This is a genomic window from Solilutibacter tolerans (assembly GCF_900155935.1).
GTDB classification, from domain to species: Bacteria; Pseudomonadota; Gammaproteobacteria; order Xanthomonadales; family Xanthomonadaceae; genus Solilutibacter; species Solilutibacter tolerans.
Genome location: NZ_FTLW01000001.1, coordinates 291165 through 304144, shown reverse-complemented (window position 1 = coordinate 304144; position 12980 = coordinate 291165). Strand labels below are relative to the sequence as shown.

Below are 12980 nucleotides of genomic sequence, written 5' to 3'. Positions count from 1 at the left end.
AAGCTCACGCAAATGAAACCGCGCTTGCGGTAACGTGCCAGCCCCCACCCCAATACCTGCCCTATGCCCAGCCACGACTTCACGCTCGAACCCAACGACATCGAACGCCTCGCCAATTTGACCGGCCCGTTCGATGCGCATTTGCGCCAAATCGAATTGCGTTTGGGCGTCGAGATTGCCAACCGCGGCAATGTCTTCCGCGTGACCGGCGAAGACGCGCATGCACTGGCACTCACCGAAAAGGTGTTGCGCGAGTTGTATGCCGAGGCCGGTGGCGAAGCCTTCGATGGTCACGCCATCAACCTGCGTCTGTCGGGCTTGATAGGCGATGGCCCTGACGATGCACCCACGCGTAGCGACGACTACATCCCGCAAGACATCGCGGTACGGGTAAAGCGCGGAACGTTGCGCGGCCGCGGTGCCAACCAGAAGAAATATCTGCACGCGATCGCCACGCACGACATCAACTTCAGCATCGGCCCTGCAGGTACCGGCAAAACATTTCTGGCCGTAGCGATGGCGGTGGATGCGCTCAACGAATCGCGCGTGCAGCGTTTGATCCTGGTGCGTCCGGCGGTGGAAGCGGGCGAGAAGCTCGGCTTCCTGCCCGGCGACCTCACCCAAAAGGTCGACCCTTACCTGCGCCCGCTGTACGACGCGCTGTACGAGATGCTGGGCGTGGAAAAAGTGGTGAAATTGCTGGAGAAAAACGTCATCGAGATCGCGCCGCTCGCCTACATGCGCGGACGCACGCTCAACGATGCGTTCGTGATCCTCGACGAAGCGCAGAACACCACCATCGAGCAGATGAAGATGTTCCTGACCCGCCTGGGCTTCGGCTCGACGGCGGTCGTAACCGGTGACATGACCCAGATCGACCTGCCCAAGCACGTCAAATCCGGGTTGAAGGATGCAATCGAAGTCCTGCGTGGCGTGGATGGAGTGAGCTTCACCTTCTTCGAATCCCGCGACGTGGTGCGGCATCCCTTGGTCGCGCGCATCGTGAATGCGTACGAATCACGTGATGCGCGTGATGCGGCGACCAGCACGACCACGAACGGCTAGACTGGCCTACATCACACCCCAAGATCGTCCAAGGAAGATGGACATGCGCGCAAACATCCACAGGCACACACCTTGACCCGCGGCCCGCTCATTCTGGATGTCGCCGTCAGCTATGCCTGCCCACGCAAGGGTGTGCCGGCTGCGCCCAGCTTCCGTCGCTGGGTCAACACTGCGCTTGAAACCCGGATCCGCGAGGCCGACCTGGCCATTCGCATCGTCGGCGAAGACGAGGGCCGCGCGCTCAACCGCCACTATCGCGGCAAGGACTATGCGACAAACGTGCTGAGCTTTCCGGCCGAGCGTCCGCTAGGCTTGCCAAAGAACGCGAAGTTCCCGTTGTTGGGCGACCTGGTGATGTGCGCGCCGGTGGTGGCGAAAGAAGCGACATCGCAAAAGAAACCACTCGCCGCGCATTACGCCCACCTGACCGTGCATGGCTGCCTGCATTTGCTGGGTTGGGACCATGAAGACGATGCCGATGCCCATGCGATGGAGCAGCTCGAGCGTGAGATCTTGGCCGGCCTCGGCATCGCCGACCCCTACCTCTGAGCGCTGTCATCTGCCATGACGGCGGGGCGAGGTAGACTGCCAGCACCCGACAAGAGATGCATTCCCCCGCAATGTCCGAAGAACCCGACAGTACAAGCCCATCTACCGAACCCCGAAGCTGGCTGAAGCGCCTCGGTGCCGCCTTTTCGGGCGAGCCCACGACACGTGGCGACGTACTTGAATTCCTGCGCGATGCCGAGGCCGAGGGCCTGTTGGACGCAGACACCACACGAATGATGGAGGGCGCGATCGCGGTCTCCGAGCTGACCGTCGGCGATGTGATGATTCCGCGTGCGCAGATGACGATGATCCAGATCGATGAGCCGATGCGCGAAGTGATCGCCACGGCAGTCGAGTCCGGCCACTCGCGCTTCCCCGTGCATGGCGAGGACAAAGACCAGATTCTCGGCATCTTGCTGGCCAAGGATTTACTGAAGACCGTGGTGGCGGAATCACCGATCAGCCTCCATGACTTGCTGCGCCCTGCATTCCTCATCCCCGAATCCAAGCGCCTTGACCTGTTGCTGCGCGAGTTCCGTCTGTCTCGCAACCACATGGCGATTGTCATCGACGAGTACGGCGGTGTGGCGGGCGTTGTCACCATTGAAGACGTACTGGAGCAGATCGTCGGCGACATCGACGACGAACACGACGAAGCCGAGGAAGGCGATGCGCAAATCGCTGCGCAACCTGATGGCCAGTACGTGGTCGATGCGCTGACCCCGATCGACGATTTCAACGAACGTTTTGGCGCCGATTTCAACGACGACGAGTACGACACCATCGGCGGCCTGGTCACGGCGGCCATCGGCCATCTGCCCGAGGCTGGTGAGGAATTGACGATGGGGCGTTTCGTATTTCGCGTAGCCAATGCGGACGCGCGACGGGTGCATGCCTTCCATGTCGGCGTCCTGGGCGATGCGTAAGCCGCTATGCGCGGGCCTGGTCCCGTGGCTGCTGCTGATCACCCTCCTTTTCGCTGCGTTGCCATCCCTGGCAGCGCCGCGCATCGGCGTGATGACGATGCAGCCGGGCGAAGTTTTCTGGGAACGCTTCGGCCACGACGCCATCGTGGTGGATGACCCAGCGCGCAGCGCGCCGATCTCCTACAACTTTGGCTTCTTCGATCTGGAGGAAGAAGGATTCGTTGGCCGATTCGTGCGCGGCGAAATGGAGTACGCACTGGTGGCCCTGCCCTTGTCGCAAGACTTGGAGATGTATCGCCAGGAGGGCCGCGGTGTCAGTGTGCAATGGCTCGACTTGACACCCGAACAAGCCGAATCACTCGCACAACAGCTCGAGCACAACGCACGCCCCGAAAACGCGCGCTATCGCTACGACTACTTCCGTGACAACTGCGCCACCCGTGTGCGTGACGCGCTGGATCGCGCCTTGGGCGGCGCCTTGGGGCAACAGCTAGCCTCGCGCTCGCAAGGCAACACCTACCGCAGCGAGGCCACCCGCCTGTCGCGGCCTGCCCCATGGATGTGGCTCGGCTTCGAATTCGGCCTTGGGCCCAATGCAGACCGCCCGCTTTCGCGCTGGGAGGAAGCCTTTATCCCGATGCGCCTGGCGGACTCACTACGCGAGGCACGCACGACCGGCGGCACGCCGCTAGTGATCGGTGAAGAAGTACTGCTGCCGCATCGACTGGCTGCCGAACCCCAGGCGCGCGCGCAGCCCACCGTTGCGTGGACGTTGGCGGGAATCGTATTGGGCATCGCGCTTTGGTTCATTGGCCGTCGCCGCCCGCGCATCATCGCTGGCGTCGCATTGGGCTTCTGGCTGCTATGCGGTGTGCTGGGCACACTCATGCTGTTTCTGTGGCTGGACACCTCGCACTGGGCCGCTTGGCGCAATCACAATCTTCTTCTGGTCAATCCACTTGCATGGCTCTTGTTGCCTGGGGCCTGGGCGATGTCGCGAGGGCGTAGTCCCTCGCAAACATGGCGCTGGATACTGATCGTCGTAACCTCGCTGGCCGTGCTTGCCCTCCCGCTTTCCTGGGTTGGCATTGATGCGCAGTTCAATACGATGTGGCTGGGCTTGCTGCTACCCGTGCATTTGGCATTCGCAGTGCTGTGGGTACGCAAGCAGCCAAGTGGCATCATCAACTGATGAGCATCAAGCCCGATATACCCGCCTGCGTCGTCAACTGCGCCGTCTACCGCGATGGTCGTCGGCAAGACATAAGCCTGGACCAGATCAGCGATGTGTTGTCGGTAGATGATGACAGTTTCGTGTGGGTGGGCCTGCATGAGCCGGCCGAAGCCCTGCTGGACAAATTGCAACAAGAATTCGCCCTGCACGATCTCGCCATCGAAGATGCGCACAACGCTCACCAACGGCCAAAGATAGAAGCCTTTGGCAACACGCTGTTCATCGCCATGCACACCGCTCAACTGGTGAACGAGCACGTCGATTTCGGCGAAACACAAATCTTCTTCGGTAAGCGCTTTCTGGTTACGGTTCGCCATGGCTCGTCACCCAGCTTCAGCGTCGTACGCGAAAAACTCGAACGCGACCCCGACATCCTGAAACTGGGCCCGGCCGTCGCCCTGCACGGGGTCATGGATTTCATCGTCGACAACTACCAACCCATCGTCAGCGACTTCCAGGAAGAACTGGACGATCTTGAACACGCGATCTTCAGCGACGAGTTCCACCGTGACACGGTGCAGCGCCTGTACACGCTGCGAAAGGAGCTGACCCTGATGCGGATGTCGGTGACGCCTGTACAGGACATCCTTTCGCAGCTGCTGCGCTCGGAGACACTTGGCGTTCCGGATATCGTCCGACCCTATTTCCGCGACATCCGCGATCATGCCACGCGCACCGCCGACTACATCGACGTGTTGCGCGAGATGGCCAGCGCCGCGATGAACGTCAACCTGTCATTGGTGACGGTGAATCAAGGTGAGATCGTCAAACGTCTGGCAGGTTGGGCCGCATTGCTTGCACTGCCTACGTTGGTCACAAGCTGGTACGGGATGAACTTCCGCCACATGCCCGAGCTCGCGCAGCCCTACGCCTATCCGATATTGATCAGCGTAGTGTCATTCGCCTGCGTGGCGCTGTATCGCTACCTGCGCAGGGTGCGCTGGCTCTGAGCCGTGACCTCGCCCTCACGCAATGAAGAGGGGCGAAGGTGGACGTACCTCGTGTTGCCGCAATCGAGCGATCAACCGCCTGCCATCGCACGAAGCAAAAGGCCGGTGATGTAAGCGCAGTAAGTGCCTAGCGCATAGCCCAAGACGGCCAGCAACACGCCCACTGGTGCGAGCGAAGGATGGAAGGCACTCGCGACCACCGGCGCCGATGCGGCGCCACCTATATTCGCCTGCGAACCCACGGCCATGAAAAACAGCGGCGCACGAATAAGCTTGGCCACGGCCAGCAGCAAGCCGGCATGGACAGCGATCCAGATCAGCCCCATCACGAACAGCCACGGACGTTCCAGCAATGCGCGTAGATCCATCTGCATGCCGATGGTGGCAACCAAGATATACAACATCGCCGAGCCGATCTTGGAGGCACCTGCACCTTCCAGTGTACGTGCGCGAGTGAAGCTGAGAATCAGGCCTATGGTTGTCGCAAACACCACGATCCAGAAGAAGCCCGACGTCAGGCTGTAATCGGCCAGTTTCCACTCCGGCGGAAGCGTCTTGATCCAGGCCACCAACGGGTCAGCGAAGAGGTGCGACAGCCCCGTAGCGCCCAGCCCCACACCCAGGATCACCATGATGTCGGTCAAACTGGGGTTGCGTGCATGCTGGGCCTGATAGGCCTCGATGCGCTGCTTCATGTCCTCGATGGCCGAGGTATCCGCGCGCGTCCAGCGGTCGAACGACTGCGCGCGGCCTGCCATGAACAAGAGAATCGCCATCCACACGTTCGCCACCAGCACATCCACCGCGACGAACTGACCAAACAAGTTGTCCGGCACCTCAAACACTTCCTTCATCGCCGCCTGGTTCGCGCCACCACCAATCCAGCTACCGGCGACTGTCGTCATGCCCCGCCAGGTATCGCCTGCAACGGTTTCCGGATGGATGACACCCATCGCCAAGAATGCAACCAGCGCGCCCAGCATCACGCCTGCTGTCCCGGTGAGGAACATGATCACCGCCTTCGGACCAAGGCGCAGAATCGCGCCCAGGTCGATGGCGAGGCAAAGCAGGACGAGCGATGTCGGCAACAGGTAATCGCGGGCGACCGGGTACAACTTCGATGCACTGCCGTTGATGATCCCCAAGCTGTTGAGCAAAGCAGGAATGAAGTAACAGAGCAACAGCGCCGGCACATAGGTGTAGAACTTCGCCCATGCCCCCTTCTCACGCGATGACGTCCAGAACACCAGCGCCAGGATGACGGCAAGCAGACCGAGCACCGACGCATCGTTGGTGATCATGGCAGTGTTGGGAGCAGTGGGATCAATCGGGGCGGCCATGTCGTCTCCGGCAGGCGTAAAGAATGGAAACGGGGCCGATCTGCGGCCCCGTGTGTGTCGATGTTACTGGCCGAGGTGCTGCTTCAGCCAGGCATTGACGGTGTCATGCCAAAGCACGCTGTTGTGCGGCTTGAGTACCCAATGGTTTTCGTCGGGGAAGTACAGCAGTTTGGATTCGATGCCTTGGCGCTGCAGCGCGGTGAAGGCCGACAGGCTTTGGTCGATCGGCACGCGGAAGTCGTTCTGCCCGGCGACGATCAAGGTCGGCGTCTTCCACTTGCCGACATGACGCGCGGGATTGAACTTCTCGTAGTTGTCGCGCTTGTCCCACACCGTGCCGCCGAATTCCCATTCGGTGAACCACAATTCTTCGGTCACCAGGCCCATCGACAAGGTGTCGAACACGCCGTTGTGGGTGACCAGGCACTTGAACGGCGTGCTGCCGTCGCGGTTGAACCAGTTGCCAGCGATCCAGTTAGTCATGTAGCCGCCGTAGCTCGCGCCGAGCGCACACGCGTTGTCACCATCGATGAAGGCGTACTTCTCTTGCGCCGCGGCCCAGCCCTTCTTCAGGTCTTCCAGCGGCTTGCCGCCCCATTCACCACTGATCGAATCGGTAAAGGCCTGGCCATAACCGGTCGAGCCATGGAAATCGATCATCACCACCGCATAGCCCTGTCCCGCATACGTCTGCGGGTTCCAGCGATAGCTCCAGCCATTGCCGAAACTGCCCTGCGGACCACCATGGATCAGGAAGGCGACCGGGTACTTCTTGCCTTCCTGGTAATTCCACGGCTTCACGACATAGCCATGCACCGTGTCGTTGTCGGCACCACGGAAGGTGAACTGCTCGTAGTCACCGAAGCGCACATCCTTCACTTGCTCGGACGCGCTCGGCGTCAGTGCGCGCACTGCATCGCCACCCAGGCCGCCTGCGAAGATCTGGTCTCCCGACTTCAACGAATTGCGCGAGAACACCAATTGGTCGCCCGCCACGTCGAACGCGCCTACCGAGCCATCGCCCACCAGCTCGGTCACGCCGCCGCTGGCGATGTCAACCGCATACAACGGGTGCTCACCCACATCACCCGCCGTCGTGTAGATGGTCTTGCCATCAGCTGACAGGGTGATGCCATCCACGCTGCGGTCCCACTTCGGCGAGATCTCACGCGTGTTGCCGCTGGCGAGGTCCATCGCCATCAGCGCATTGCGGTCGGCCTCGAAGCCGGGACGCTTCATCGCCTTGTAGTACAGCGTCTTGCCATCGGCCGAGAACACCGGGCCCGAATCCCAGGCAAGGTTGGCGGCGGTCAGGTTGCGCGCGGCACCCGTGCCATCGGCATTGACCAGCCAGATGTCGAAGTTGGTGCTCCACGGCTCCTTGCCGTCACCGGAACGGATGCTCATCGCCAATTGCTTGCCGTCTGGCGACCACGCCAGATCCGACAAATCGCCGAACGGCTTGGACGGGATGTCGCCGGCCAGCTCACCACCGATCAAGGTCGCCTGGCTGAGCTTGGCCTTGCCGCCCAACGGTGCCACGAAGACACGGTTGTAACGACCATCGCCCCAGGTATCCCAATGGCGCACGAACAAGCGGTCATACACGACGCCCGAGGCCTTGTTGCTGGCAGTGGCGTCAAGCTTCTTCTTGGTGCAGGCGAAGTCGGCCTTGCAATCCGCATAGGCACCGGCGGCGATCGCGACGTGCTTGCCATCGGGCGAGACCTTGTAGCCATCGACATCCAGCGCGAACTCGGTGAGCTGCACCGGCGCACCACCCGACAACGGCATCGAATACAGCTGCGAGCTGCCGTTTTTCGCACTCAGGAAATACAGGGTCTTGCCGTCAGGGGACATGGTCGGTGAATTCACGTTCCAACCTTCGGGCGTGAGGCGACGCACCTTGTCACCGTTGAGCGCGCGCGCATACAACGCGCTGGTGGCCTTGAGGTCGCCATTGACCGTGCGCTTCGCGTACACCAGGGTCTTGCCGTCGGGCGTGAGCGTGGGCGAGGAATAACGGTCCAGCTTGACCATATCCTGCACGGTGAAACCGCGTTCGGCATGGGCGGCGAAGGGCATGGCGCACGCGAGGGCGAGCGGCAGGATGGCGTGGCGAAGCTTCATCGGTATTCCTCTTCTTGTAACGTCGATGCGTGAAACGTAGATCAGGGGGGATGAAGCTTGGGTCAGCGCGGGCCACCTTCGGTTTCACCGGCGACCGGCTGCGGCTTCATGGACGTGCGATAGAGCAGCCACGCGACCAGCGCCAACACCGCGAGCCCCAGCCATTCGGCACCCGGGAATTCCAGGCCGAGTGACAGCACATCGGCCTTGCCGCTGGCGACGATCGGGATGGCGATGAAGATGCCCATCAAGGCCTCACCGGTGATCAGACCGGCCGCGAACAACGTGCCCGGGCGGTGGATGCGATCACGGACAGATTCTTCGGCACCCAACACGCCATGGCGCTTCTCGACGACATAAGCCAAGAGGCCGCCCAAGAAGATCGGCACCATCAATTCCAGCGGCAGGTAGATGCCGATGGCGGCGGCCAGCACGGGCACGCGGAAATTCTTGCCGGTCTTCTTCAGCCATTCGTCGAACGCGATGATGACCGCACCGATGATCGCGCCAATACCGATGATGCCCCACGGCAATTCACCGCCGAACAAGCCACGCGCGACCGACGCCATTAGCGTCGCCTGCGGTGCACCGAGCGGGTTGGGATGTTCGGCCGTCGGCGCACCAATGCCGTAAGCCTGCACCAAAAGATTGAGCACCGGCGCCATGATCAGCGCGCAGGAAAACGCACCAATGCCCAGCATCAGTTGCTGCTTCCACGGCGTTGCGCCGACGAGGTAGCCGGCCTTCAAATCCTGCAGGTTGTCGCCACCGACAGCGGCTGCGCAACACACGACCGCACCGATCATGATCGCGGCCACGGCACCCAGCGGTGCACCCGCAATGCCCACCGGCGTGGTGCCAGAGGCCCCCATCAACAGCAGCAGCACGGCAGCGGCGAACAGGATGGTGGCGATGGTGATACCGGATACGGGGTTGTTGGATGAGCCCACCAGGCCTGCCAGATAACCGGAGACGGACACGAACAGGAAGCCTGCGACCACCATGATGATCGCCATCGGAATGCTCACCATCCAGTTGCCCACAATGGCTTGGTACAGCAGAAGCAAGGGCAGCACGAACACGGCGAGCGCGATCAACATCCACTTCATCGGCAGGTCGCGTTCGGTTTCGGCGACGATTTCGTTGCCGCCCTTGCGCGCGGCGGCGATGCCGCTCTTGATGCCGGACAGCAGCGACTTGCGCAGCGAGAACAACGTCCACACGCCACCGATCAACATCGCACCCACGCCGAGGTAGCGGATCTTTGCGCCCCAGATGGCCCACGCGGCGTCCTCGGCCCCTGCGTTGGCGATTTCTTGCGCCAAGACCGGATCGACCGATTGATAGAACGCGTGATACAGCGGGATGGCGATATGCCAGGAGATGATGCTGCCCGACAACACCACGATGCCGATGTTGAGGCCGACGATGTAACCCACGCCGAGCAGCGCGGGTGACAAGTTGGTGCCCATGAAGCCCAGGTACTTGCCGAAGAAGCCCGCTCCTGCCGCCGTGTCCGGAATGATGCGCAGGCCACTGGCTGCCATCAACTTGACCAAGGCGCCGGAGAATGCTGACACACCCAGAATCTTCAGGCCGGGGCCCGGGTTGTCGCCCGCCTTCAGCACTTCCGCGGCGGCCTTGCCTTCGGGGAAGGGCAGCGGATCTTCGACGATCATGGTGCGCCGCAGCGGCACCGAGAACAGCACGCCCAGCAGGCCGCCCAAACCGGCGATCCCGACTACCCACCAGTATTTGAAGTCGGGCCAGTAGCCCATGATGATCAGCGCGGGGATGGTGAAGATCACGCCCGCGGCAATCGACGAACCGGCGGAAGCGCCGGTTTGCACGATGTTGTTCTCGAGGATGGTGCCGCCGCCCAAGAGGCGCAGGACACCCATCGAAACCACCGCCGCCGGAATCGCGGTCGCGATGGTCATGCCGGCGAACAGGCCGAGGTAGGCGTTCGCGGCGGAGAGCACGACGGCCAGCACGATGGCCAGTACCACAGCGCGGAAAGTTAACTGAGGCGCTCCGCTGCGCGGTGCGGGCTGGTTCATCGGGCATCCCCTGTGGAAACGAATCCCGACAACCTACCGTGCAACGGCGCGCCAAGTCCAGCCGCGGCGCGCCATTCCGGGGCGTATCGCCCAGTTAGGCACGCCGCTTTGGATCAGGCGCAATCAGAACGGGATATCGTCATCGTCGAACCCGCTGTCGCCAAAATCAGCCGGCTGGGACTGTGCAGGTTTCTGCGGCTCTCGACGCTGGGCGGGCTGCGAGCGGCCACCACGGTCGCCGCCACTGCTGCGCTCGTAGCCACCGCCACCGCCGCCATCACCACGACCACCGAGCATTTGCATTTCGTCGGCGATGATGTCGGTGTAATAGCGTTTCTGGCCATCATCGCCGGTGTGCTCGCTATAGGTGATGCGGCCTTCAACGTAGCATTGCGAACCCTTGCGCAGATACTCGCCGGCGATCTCGCCGAGCTTGCCGAAGAAGGTCACGCGGTGCCACTCCGTCTTTTCCTGCTGGTTGCCGTCACGGTCCTTGCGCGCATACGTCGTCGCCAGGCTGATCTTGGTGACGGCCATGCCGCCTTGCGTGTATTTCGTTTCCGGGTCGTTACCGAGGTTGCCGACCAGAATCACCTTGTTGATGCCACGTGCCATGTCCAATCCTTGAAGGGTGTGATTCGTGTTGAATGCCGATGGCCGAATGCCATCGACAGGGGTATTGGACTCTAACGCAACGCCCTGCGCCAGCACCGAATGGCTGAACGCGCCGTCAGAGAAACCCGGCATCGGCCCCCTCGCCCGTATAATTCCTTGAACTTACGGCCCCTGCATCGCATGACCCCTGCCCGCCCCGGCCTTCCGGCCATCCAGCAACTGGCCGCCGCCGACATGGCGGCCGTGGACGCCCTCATCCGCCGACGCCTCGCCTCGGATGTGGTGCTGATCAACCAGGTGTCCGAATACATCATCGGTGCGGGCGGTAAACGCCTGCGTCCGATGTTGCTGCTGCTGGCGGCGCGCGCGCTTGGCCGCGTTGATGAAGATTCGCACCAGATGGCCGCGGTCATCGAGTTCATCCACACCGCCACCCTGCTGCATGACGATGTGGTCGATGAATCCGACCTGCGTCGCGGTCGCAGCACCGCCAACGCCGTGTGGGGCAATGCAGCAAGCGTGTTGGTCGGCGACTTCCTCTACTCCCGCAGCTTCCAGTTGATGGTGGAGCTCGGGCGTCCCGAGATCATGCAGATCCTGGCCGACACCACCAACCAGATCGCCGAAGGCGAAGTGCTACAGCTGCTGCACGTGCGCAATCCGGATACCGACGAGACCGCGTACCTCCGCGTCATCGAACGCAAGACCGCGATCCTATTCGCTGCCGCCACGCGGTTGGCGGCACTGCTTTCCGGCGCCGACCAGGCCACGCAAGACCGCCTGCATGATTACGGCCTGAATCTTGGTTACGCATTCCAGATTGCCGATGACGTGCTGGATTACGCCTCCGATGCCGCGACACTCGGTAAAAATCTTGGCGATGACCTGGCCGAAGGCAAGATGACCCTGCCGCTCATTCATGCGATGCAGCACGCCGACCATGCGACGCGTGAACGCCTCCGCGCGATCGTCGAGGTGGGTGATGTCGATGCGCTCCCGGAAGTGATCGCGGCGATCCAAGCGCATGATTCCCTCAGCTACAGTCGCGAACGTGCGCTCGGCTTTGCCGCCCGCGCCGAGGCCGCATTGCAAGGGCTACCCGACAACGAGGCCACGGCAGCGCTCCGCGGTCTCGCGCATTACGCGATCAATCGAGACAAGTGATGGGGCTGGAGGGCGGCAGCAGCTTGCTCTGCCGAAGCTCATCGAAGGCTCAAGCCACAGTAGTCGCGCAAGGCCACGGCATTGTTGTGGGCTAGATCCTCATTTCGCCGGGTTGGCGAATCGCTCCTCGAAAAAATCATCCATCATCTCGAAGGCGCGCTTGGATGCACGCTGGTTGTAGACGCAATTGGGCGGGCTGTTCGATTCGGGCTGGGTGAAGCAATGCACCGCGCCGCTGAAATCCACGAACTGCCAGTCAGCCTTGATCGCATCCATTTCCTTTTTGAAAGCGACGATCTGCTCGTCAGTCACACTGGTGTCGTCGGCGCCATTGAGCACCAAGATCGAAGCTGGCAGAGACTTACCATCCTGCGGCAAGTAACGCTCGATGCCGCCGTGAAAGCTGACCACACCCGCCACGGGGGCGCCGCTTCGCGCCAACTCCAAAGCCACCGATCCACCGAAGCAAAACCCAAACGCCCCGATACGTGAGGCATCCAGTGGCAAGTCGGGAGCACGCGCTTTCAATGCATCGACCGCAGCATTTGCACGTTCACGCAGGCGGACTCCGCCATCGTCATATACCTTGCTCACCGTTGCGCCCGCTTCATTCGTGTCCTTGGGCCTGACATCGCTGCCGTAGACATCGGCCACCAGCACCACGTAGTCGTCACCGGCAACATCACGCGCACGTTCAAGGGCAAGCTCGGTTACACCCATCCAGTTCGGAAACATCACCAAACCAGGCAGCTTTTCATCGACTGCATCGTCATACACCAGGTAGCCACTGAAGTGATCCTTGCCAACCTGCCACTCAACCGGCTGGGCCTTCATTTCGGCAAATGCCGGCGTCGCGCACAAGTAAAATGCGATGGCGAGCAGTACTTTGCGCATGGCGATGACTCGTGATGGAATACCCCGAGGCTAGCGGCGTCTTGTTTAACTAC

The 12980-nt window shown here is 61.7% G+C and carries 11 protein-coding genes; 6 read left to right on the top strand and 5 right to left on the bottom strand.

The genetic code is table 11. The features are described from left to right. Window positions 1–63: 63 nt before the first annotated feature. The 5 genes from BW989_RS01470 (at window position 64) to BW989_RS01450 (ending at window position 4724) form a co-directional block, all read left to right on the top strand. Window positions 64–1065: a PhoH family protein gene (locus BW989_RS01470; protein ID WP_076584728.1), complete on the top strand. Its 1002-nt coding sequence runs from the start codon at window positions 64–66 to the stop codon at window positions 1063–1065. A gap of 72 nt (window positions 1066–1137) precedes the next feature. Further along, on the top strand, window positions 1138–1614 hold the full coding sequence (gene ybeY / locus BW989_RS01465; protein ID WP_076584727.1) for an rRNA maturation RNase YbeY: 477 nt from the start codon (window positions 1138–1140) through the stop codon (window positions 1612–1614). A 71-nt stretch (window positions 1615–1685) separates the two neighbouring features. Further along, window positions 1686–2540: a CorC family transporter gene (locus BW989_RS01460; RefSeq protein ID WP_076584726.1), complete on the top strand. Its 855-nt coding sequence runs from the start codon at window positions 1686–1688 to the stop codon at window positions 2538–2540. Continuing rightward, window positions 2515–3732, top strand: coding sequence for a lipoprotein N-acyltransferase Lnb domain-containing protein (locus BW989_RS01455; protein ID WP_242651205.1), 1218 nt, complete (start codon window positions 2515–2517; stop codon window positions 3730–3732). The genes BW989_RS01460 and BW989_RS01455 overlap by 26 nt, the downstream gene beginning before the upstream one ends. Next, window positions 3732–4724 carry a magnesium and cobalt transport protein CorA gene (locus BW989_RS01450; protein ID WP_076584725.1) on the top strand — a complete coding sequence of 331 codons (993 nt, stop codon included), beginning with the start codon at window positions 3732–3734 and terminating at the stop codon, window positions 4722–4724. Before BW989_RS01455 ends, BW989_RS01450 begins: the two co-directional genes overlap by 1 nt. Window positions 4725–4795: 71 nt before the next feature. On the opposite strand, the gene BW989_RS01445 is transcribed toward BW989_RS01450, so the two are convergent. The 4 genes from BW989_RS01445 to ssb form a co-directional block, all read right to left on the bottom strand. After that, window positions 4796–6064, bottom strand: coding sequence for a DUF819 family protein (locus BW989_RS01445; RefSeq protein ID WP_242651203.1), 1269 nt, complete (start codon window positions 6062–6064; stop codon window positions 4796–4798). 63 nt (window positions 6065–6127) lie between these two features. Then, the gene (locus tag BW989_RS01440; RefSeq protein ID WP_076584724.1) at window positions 6128–8194 is read right to left on the bottom strand and encodes a S9 family peptidase; all 2067 of its coding nucleotides are present in this window, start codon (window positions 8192–8194) and stop codon (window positions 6128–6130) included. Window positions 8195–8256: 62 nt separating this feature from the next. Next, on the bottom strand, window positions 8257–10254 hold the full coding sequence (locus BW989_RS01435; protein WP_076584723.1) for an OPT family oligopeptide transporter: 1998 nt from the start codon (window positions 10252–10254) through the stop codon (window positions 8257–8259). A 123-nt stretch (window positions 10255–10377) separates the two neighbouring features. Next, the gene (ssb, locus tag BW989_RS01430; protein WP_076585249.1) at window positions 10378–10869 is read right to left on the bottom strand and encodes a single-stranded DNA-binding protein; all 492 of its coding nucleotides are present in this window, start codon (window positions 10867–10869) and stop codon (window positions 10378–10380) included. A gap of 180 nt (window positions 10870–11049) precedes the next feature. Between ssb and BW989_RS01425 the strand changes: the two genes are divergently transcribed. Then, the gene (locus BW989_RS01425) at window positions 11050–12033 is read left to right on the top strand and encodes a polyprenyl synthetase family protein (RefSeq protein ID WP_076584722.1); all 984 of its coding nucleotides are present in this window, start codon (window positions 11050–11052) and stop codon (window positions 12031–12033) included. 99 nt (window positions 12034–12132) lie between these two features. Here the strand turns inward: BW989_RS01425 and BW989_RS01420 are convergent, their stop codons facing one another. Next, complete coding sequence (locus BW989_RS01420) at window positions 12133–12927, bottom strand: dienelactone hydrolase family protein (RefSeq protein ID WP_076584721.1); 795 nt, start codon at window positions 12925–12927, stop codon at window positions 12133–12135. Between the last annotated feature and the right edge of the window lie 53 nt (window positions 12928–12980).

What these genes read in the sequence shown, in the direction of transcription:
- BW989_RS01470 (WP_076584728.1), top strand. Translation starts at nt 64, where the DNA reads ATGCCCAGCCACGACTTCACGCTCGAACCCAACGACATCGAACGCCTC.
- BW989_RS01440 (WP_076584724.1), bottom strand. Translation starts at nt 8,194, where the DNA reads ATGAAGCTTCGCCACGCCATCCTGCCGCTCGCCCTCGCGTGCGCCATG.
- BW989_RS01425 (WP_076584722.1), top strand. Translation starts at nt 11,050, where the DNA reads ATGACCCCTGCCCGCCCCGGCCTTCCGGCCATCCAGCAACTGGCCGCC.
- ssb (WP_076585249.1), bottom strand. Translation starts at nt 10,869, where the DNA reads ATGGCACGTGGCATCAACAAGGTGATTCTGGTCGGCAACCTCGGTAAC.
- BW989_RS01450 (WP_076584725.1), top strand. Translation starts at nt 3,732, where the DNA reads ATGAGCATCAAGCCCGATATACCCGCCTGCGTCGTCAACTGCGCCGTC.
- BW989_RS01435 (WP_076584723.1), bottom strand. Translation starts at nt 10,254, where the DNA reads ATGAACCAGCCCGCACCGCGCAGCGGAGCGCCTCAGTTAACTTTCCGC.
- BW989_RS01420 (WP_076584721.1), bottom strand. Translation starts at nt 12,927, where the DNA reads ATGCGCAAAGTACTGCTCGCCATCGCATTTTACTTGTGCGCGACGCCG.
- BW989_RS01460 (WP_076584726.1), top strand. Translation starts at nt 1,686, where the DNA reads ATGTCCGAAGAACCCGACAGTACAAGCCCATCTACCGAACCCCGAAGC.
- BW989_RS01455 (WP_242651205.1), top strand. Translation starts at nt 2,515, where the DNA reads ATGTCGGCGTCCTGGGCGATGCGTAAGCCGCTATGCGCGGGCCTGGTC.
- BW989_RS01445 (WP_242651203.1), bottom strand. Translation starts at nt 6,064, where the DNA reads ATGGCCGCCCCGATTGATCCCACTGCTCCCAACACTGCCATGATCACC.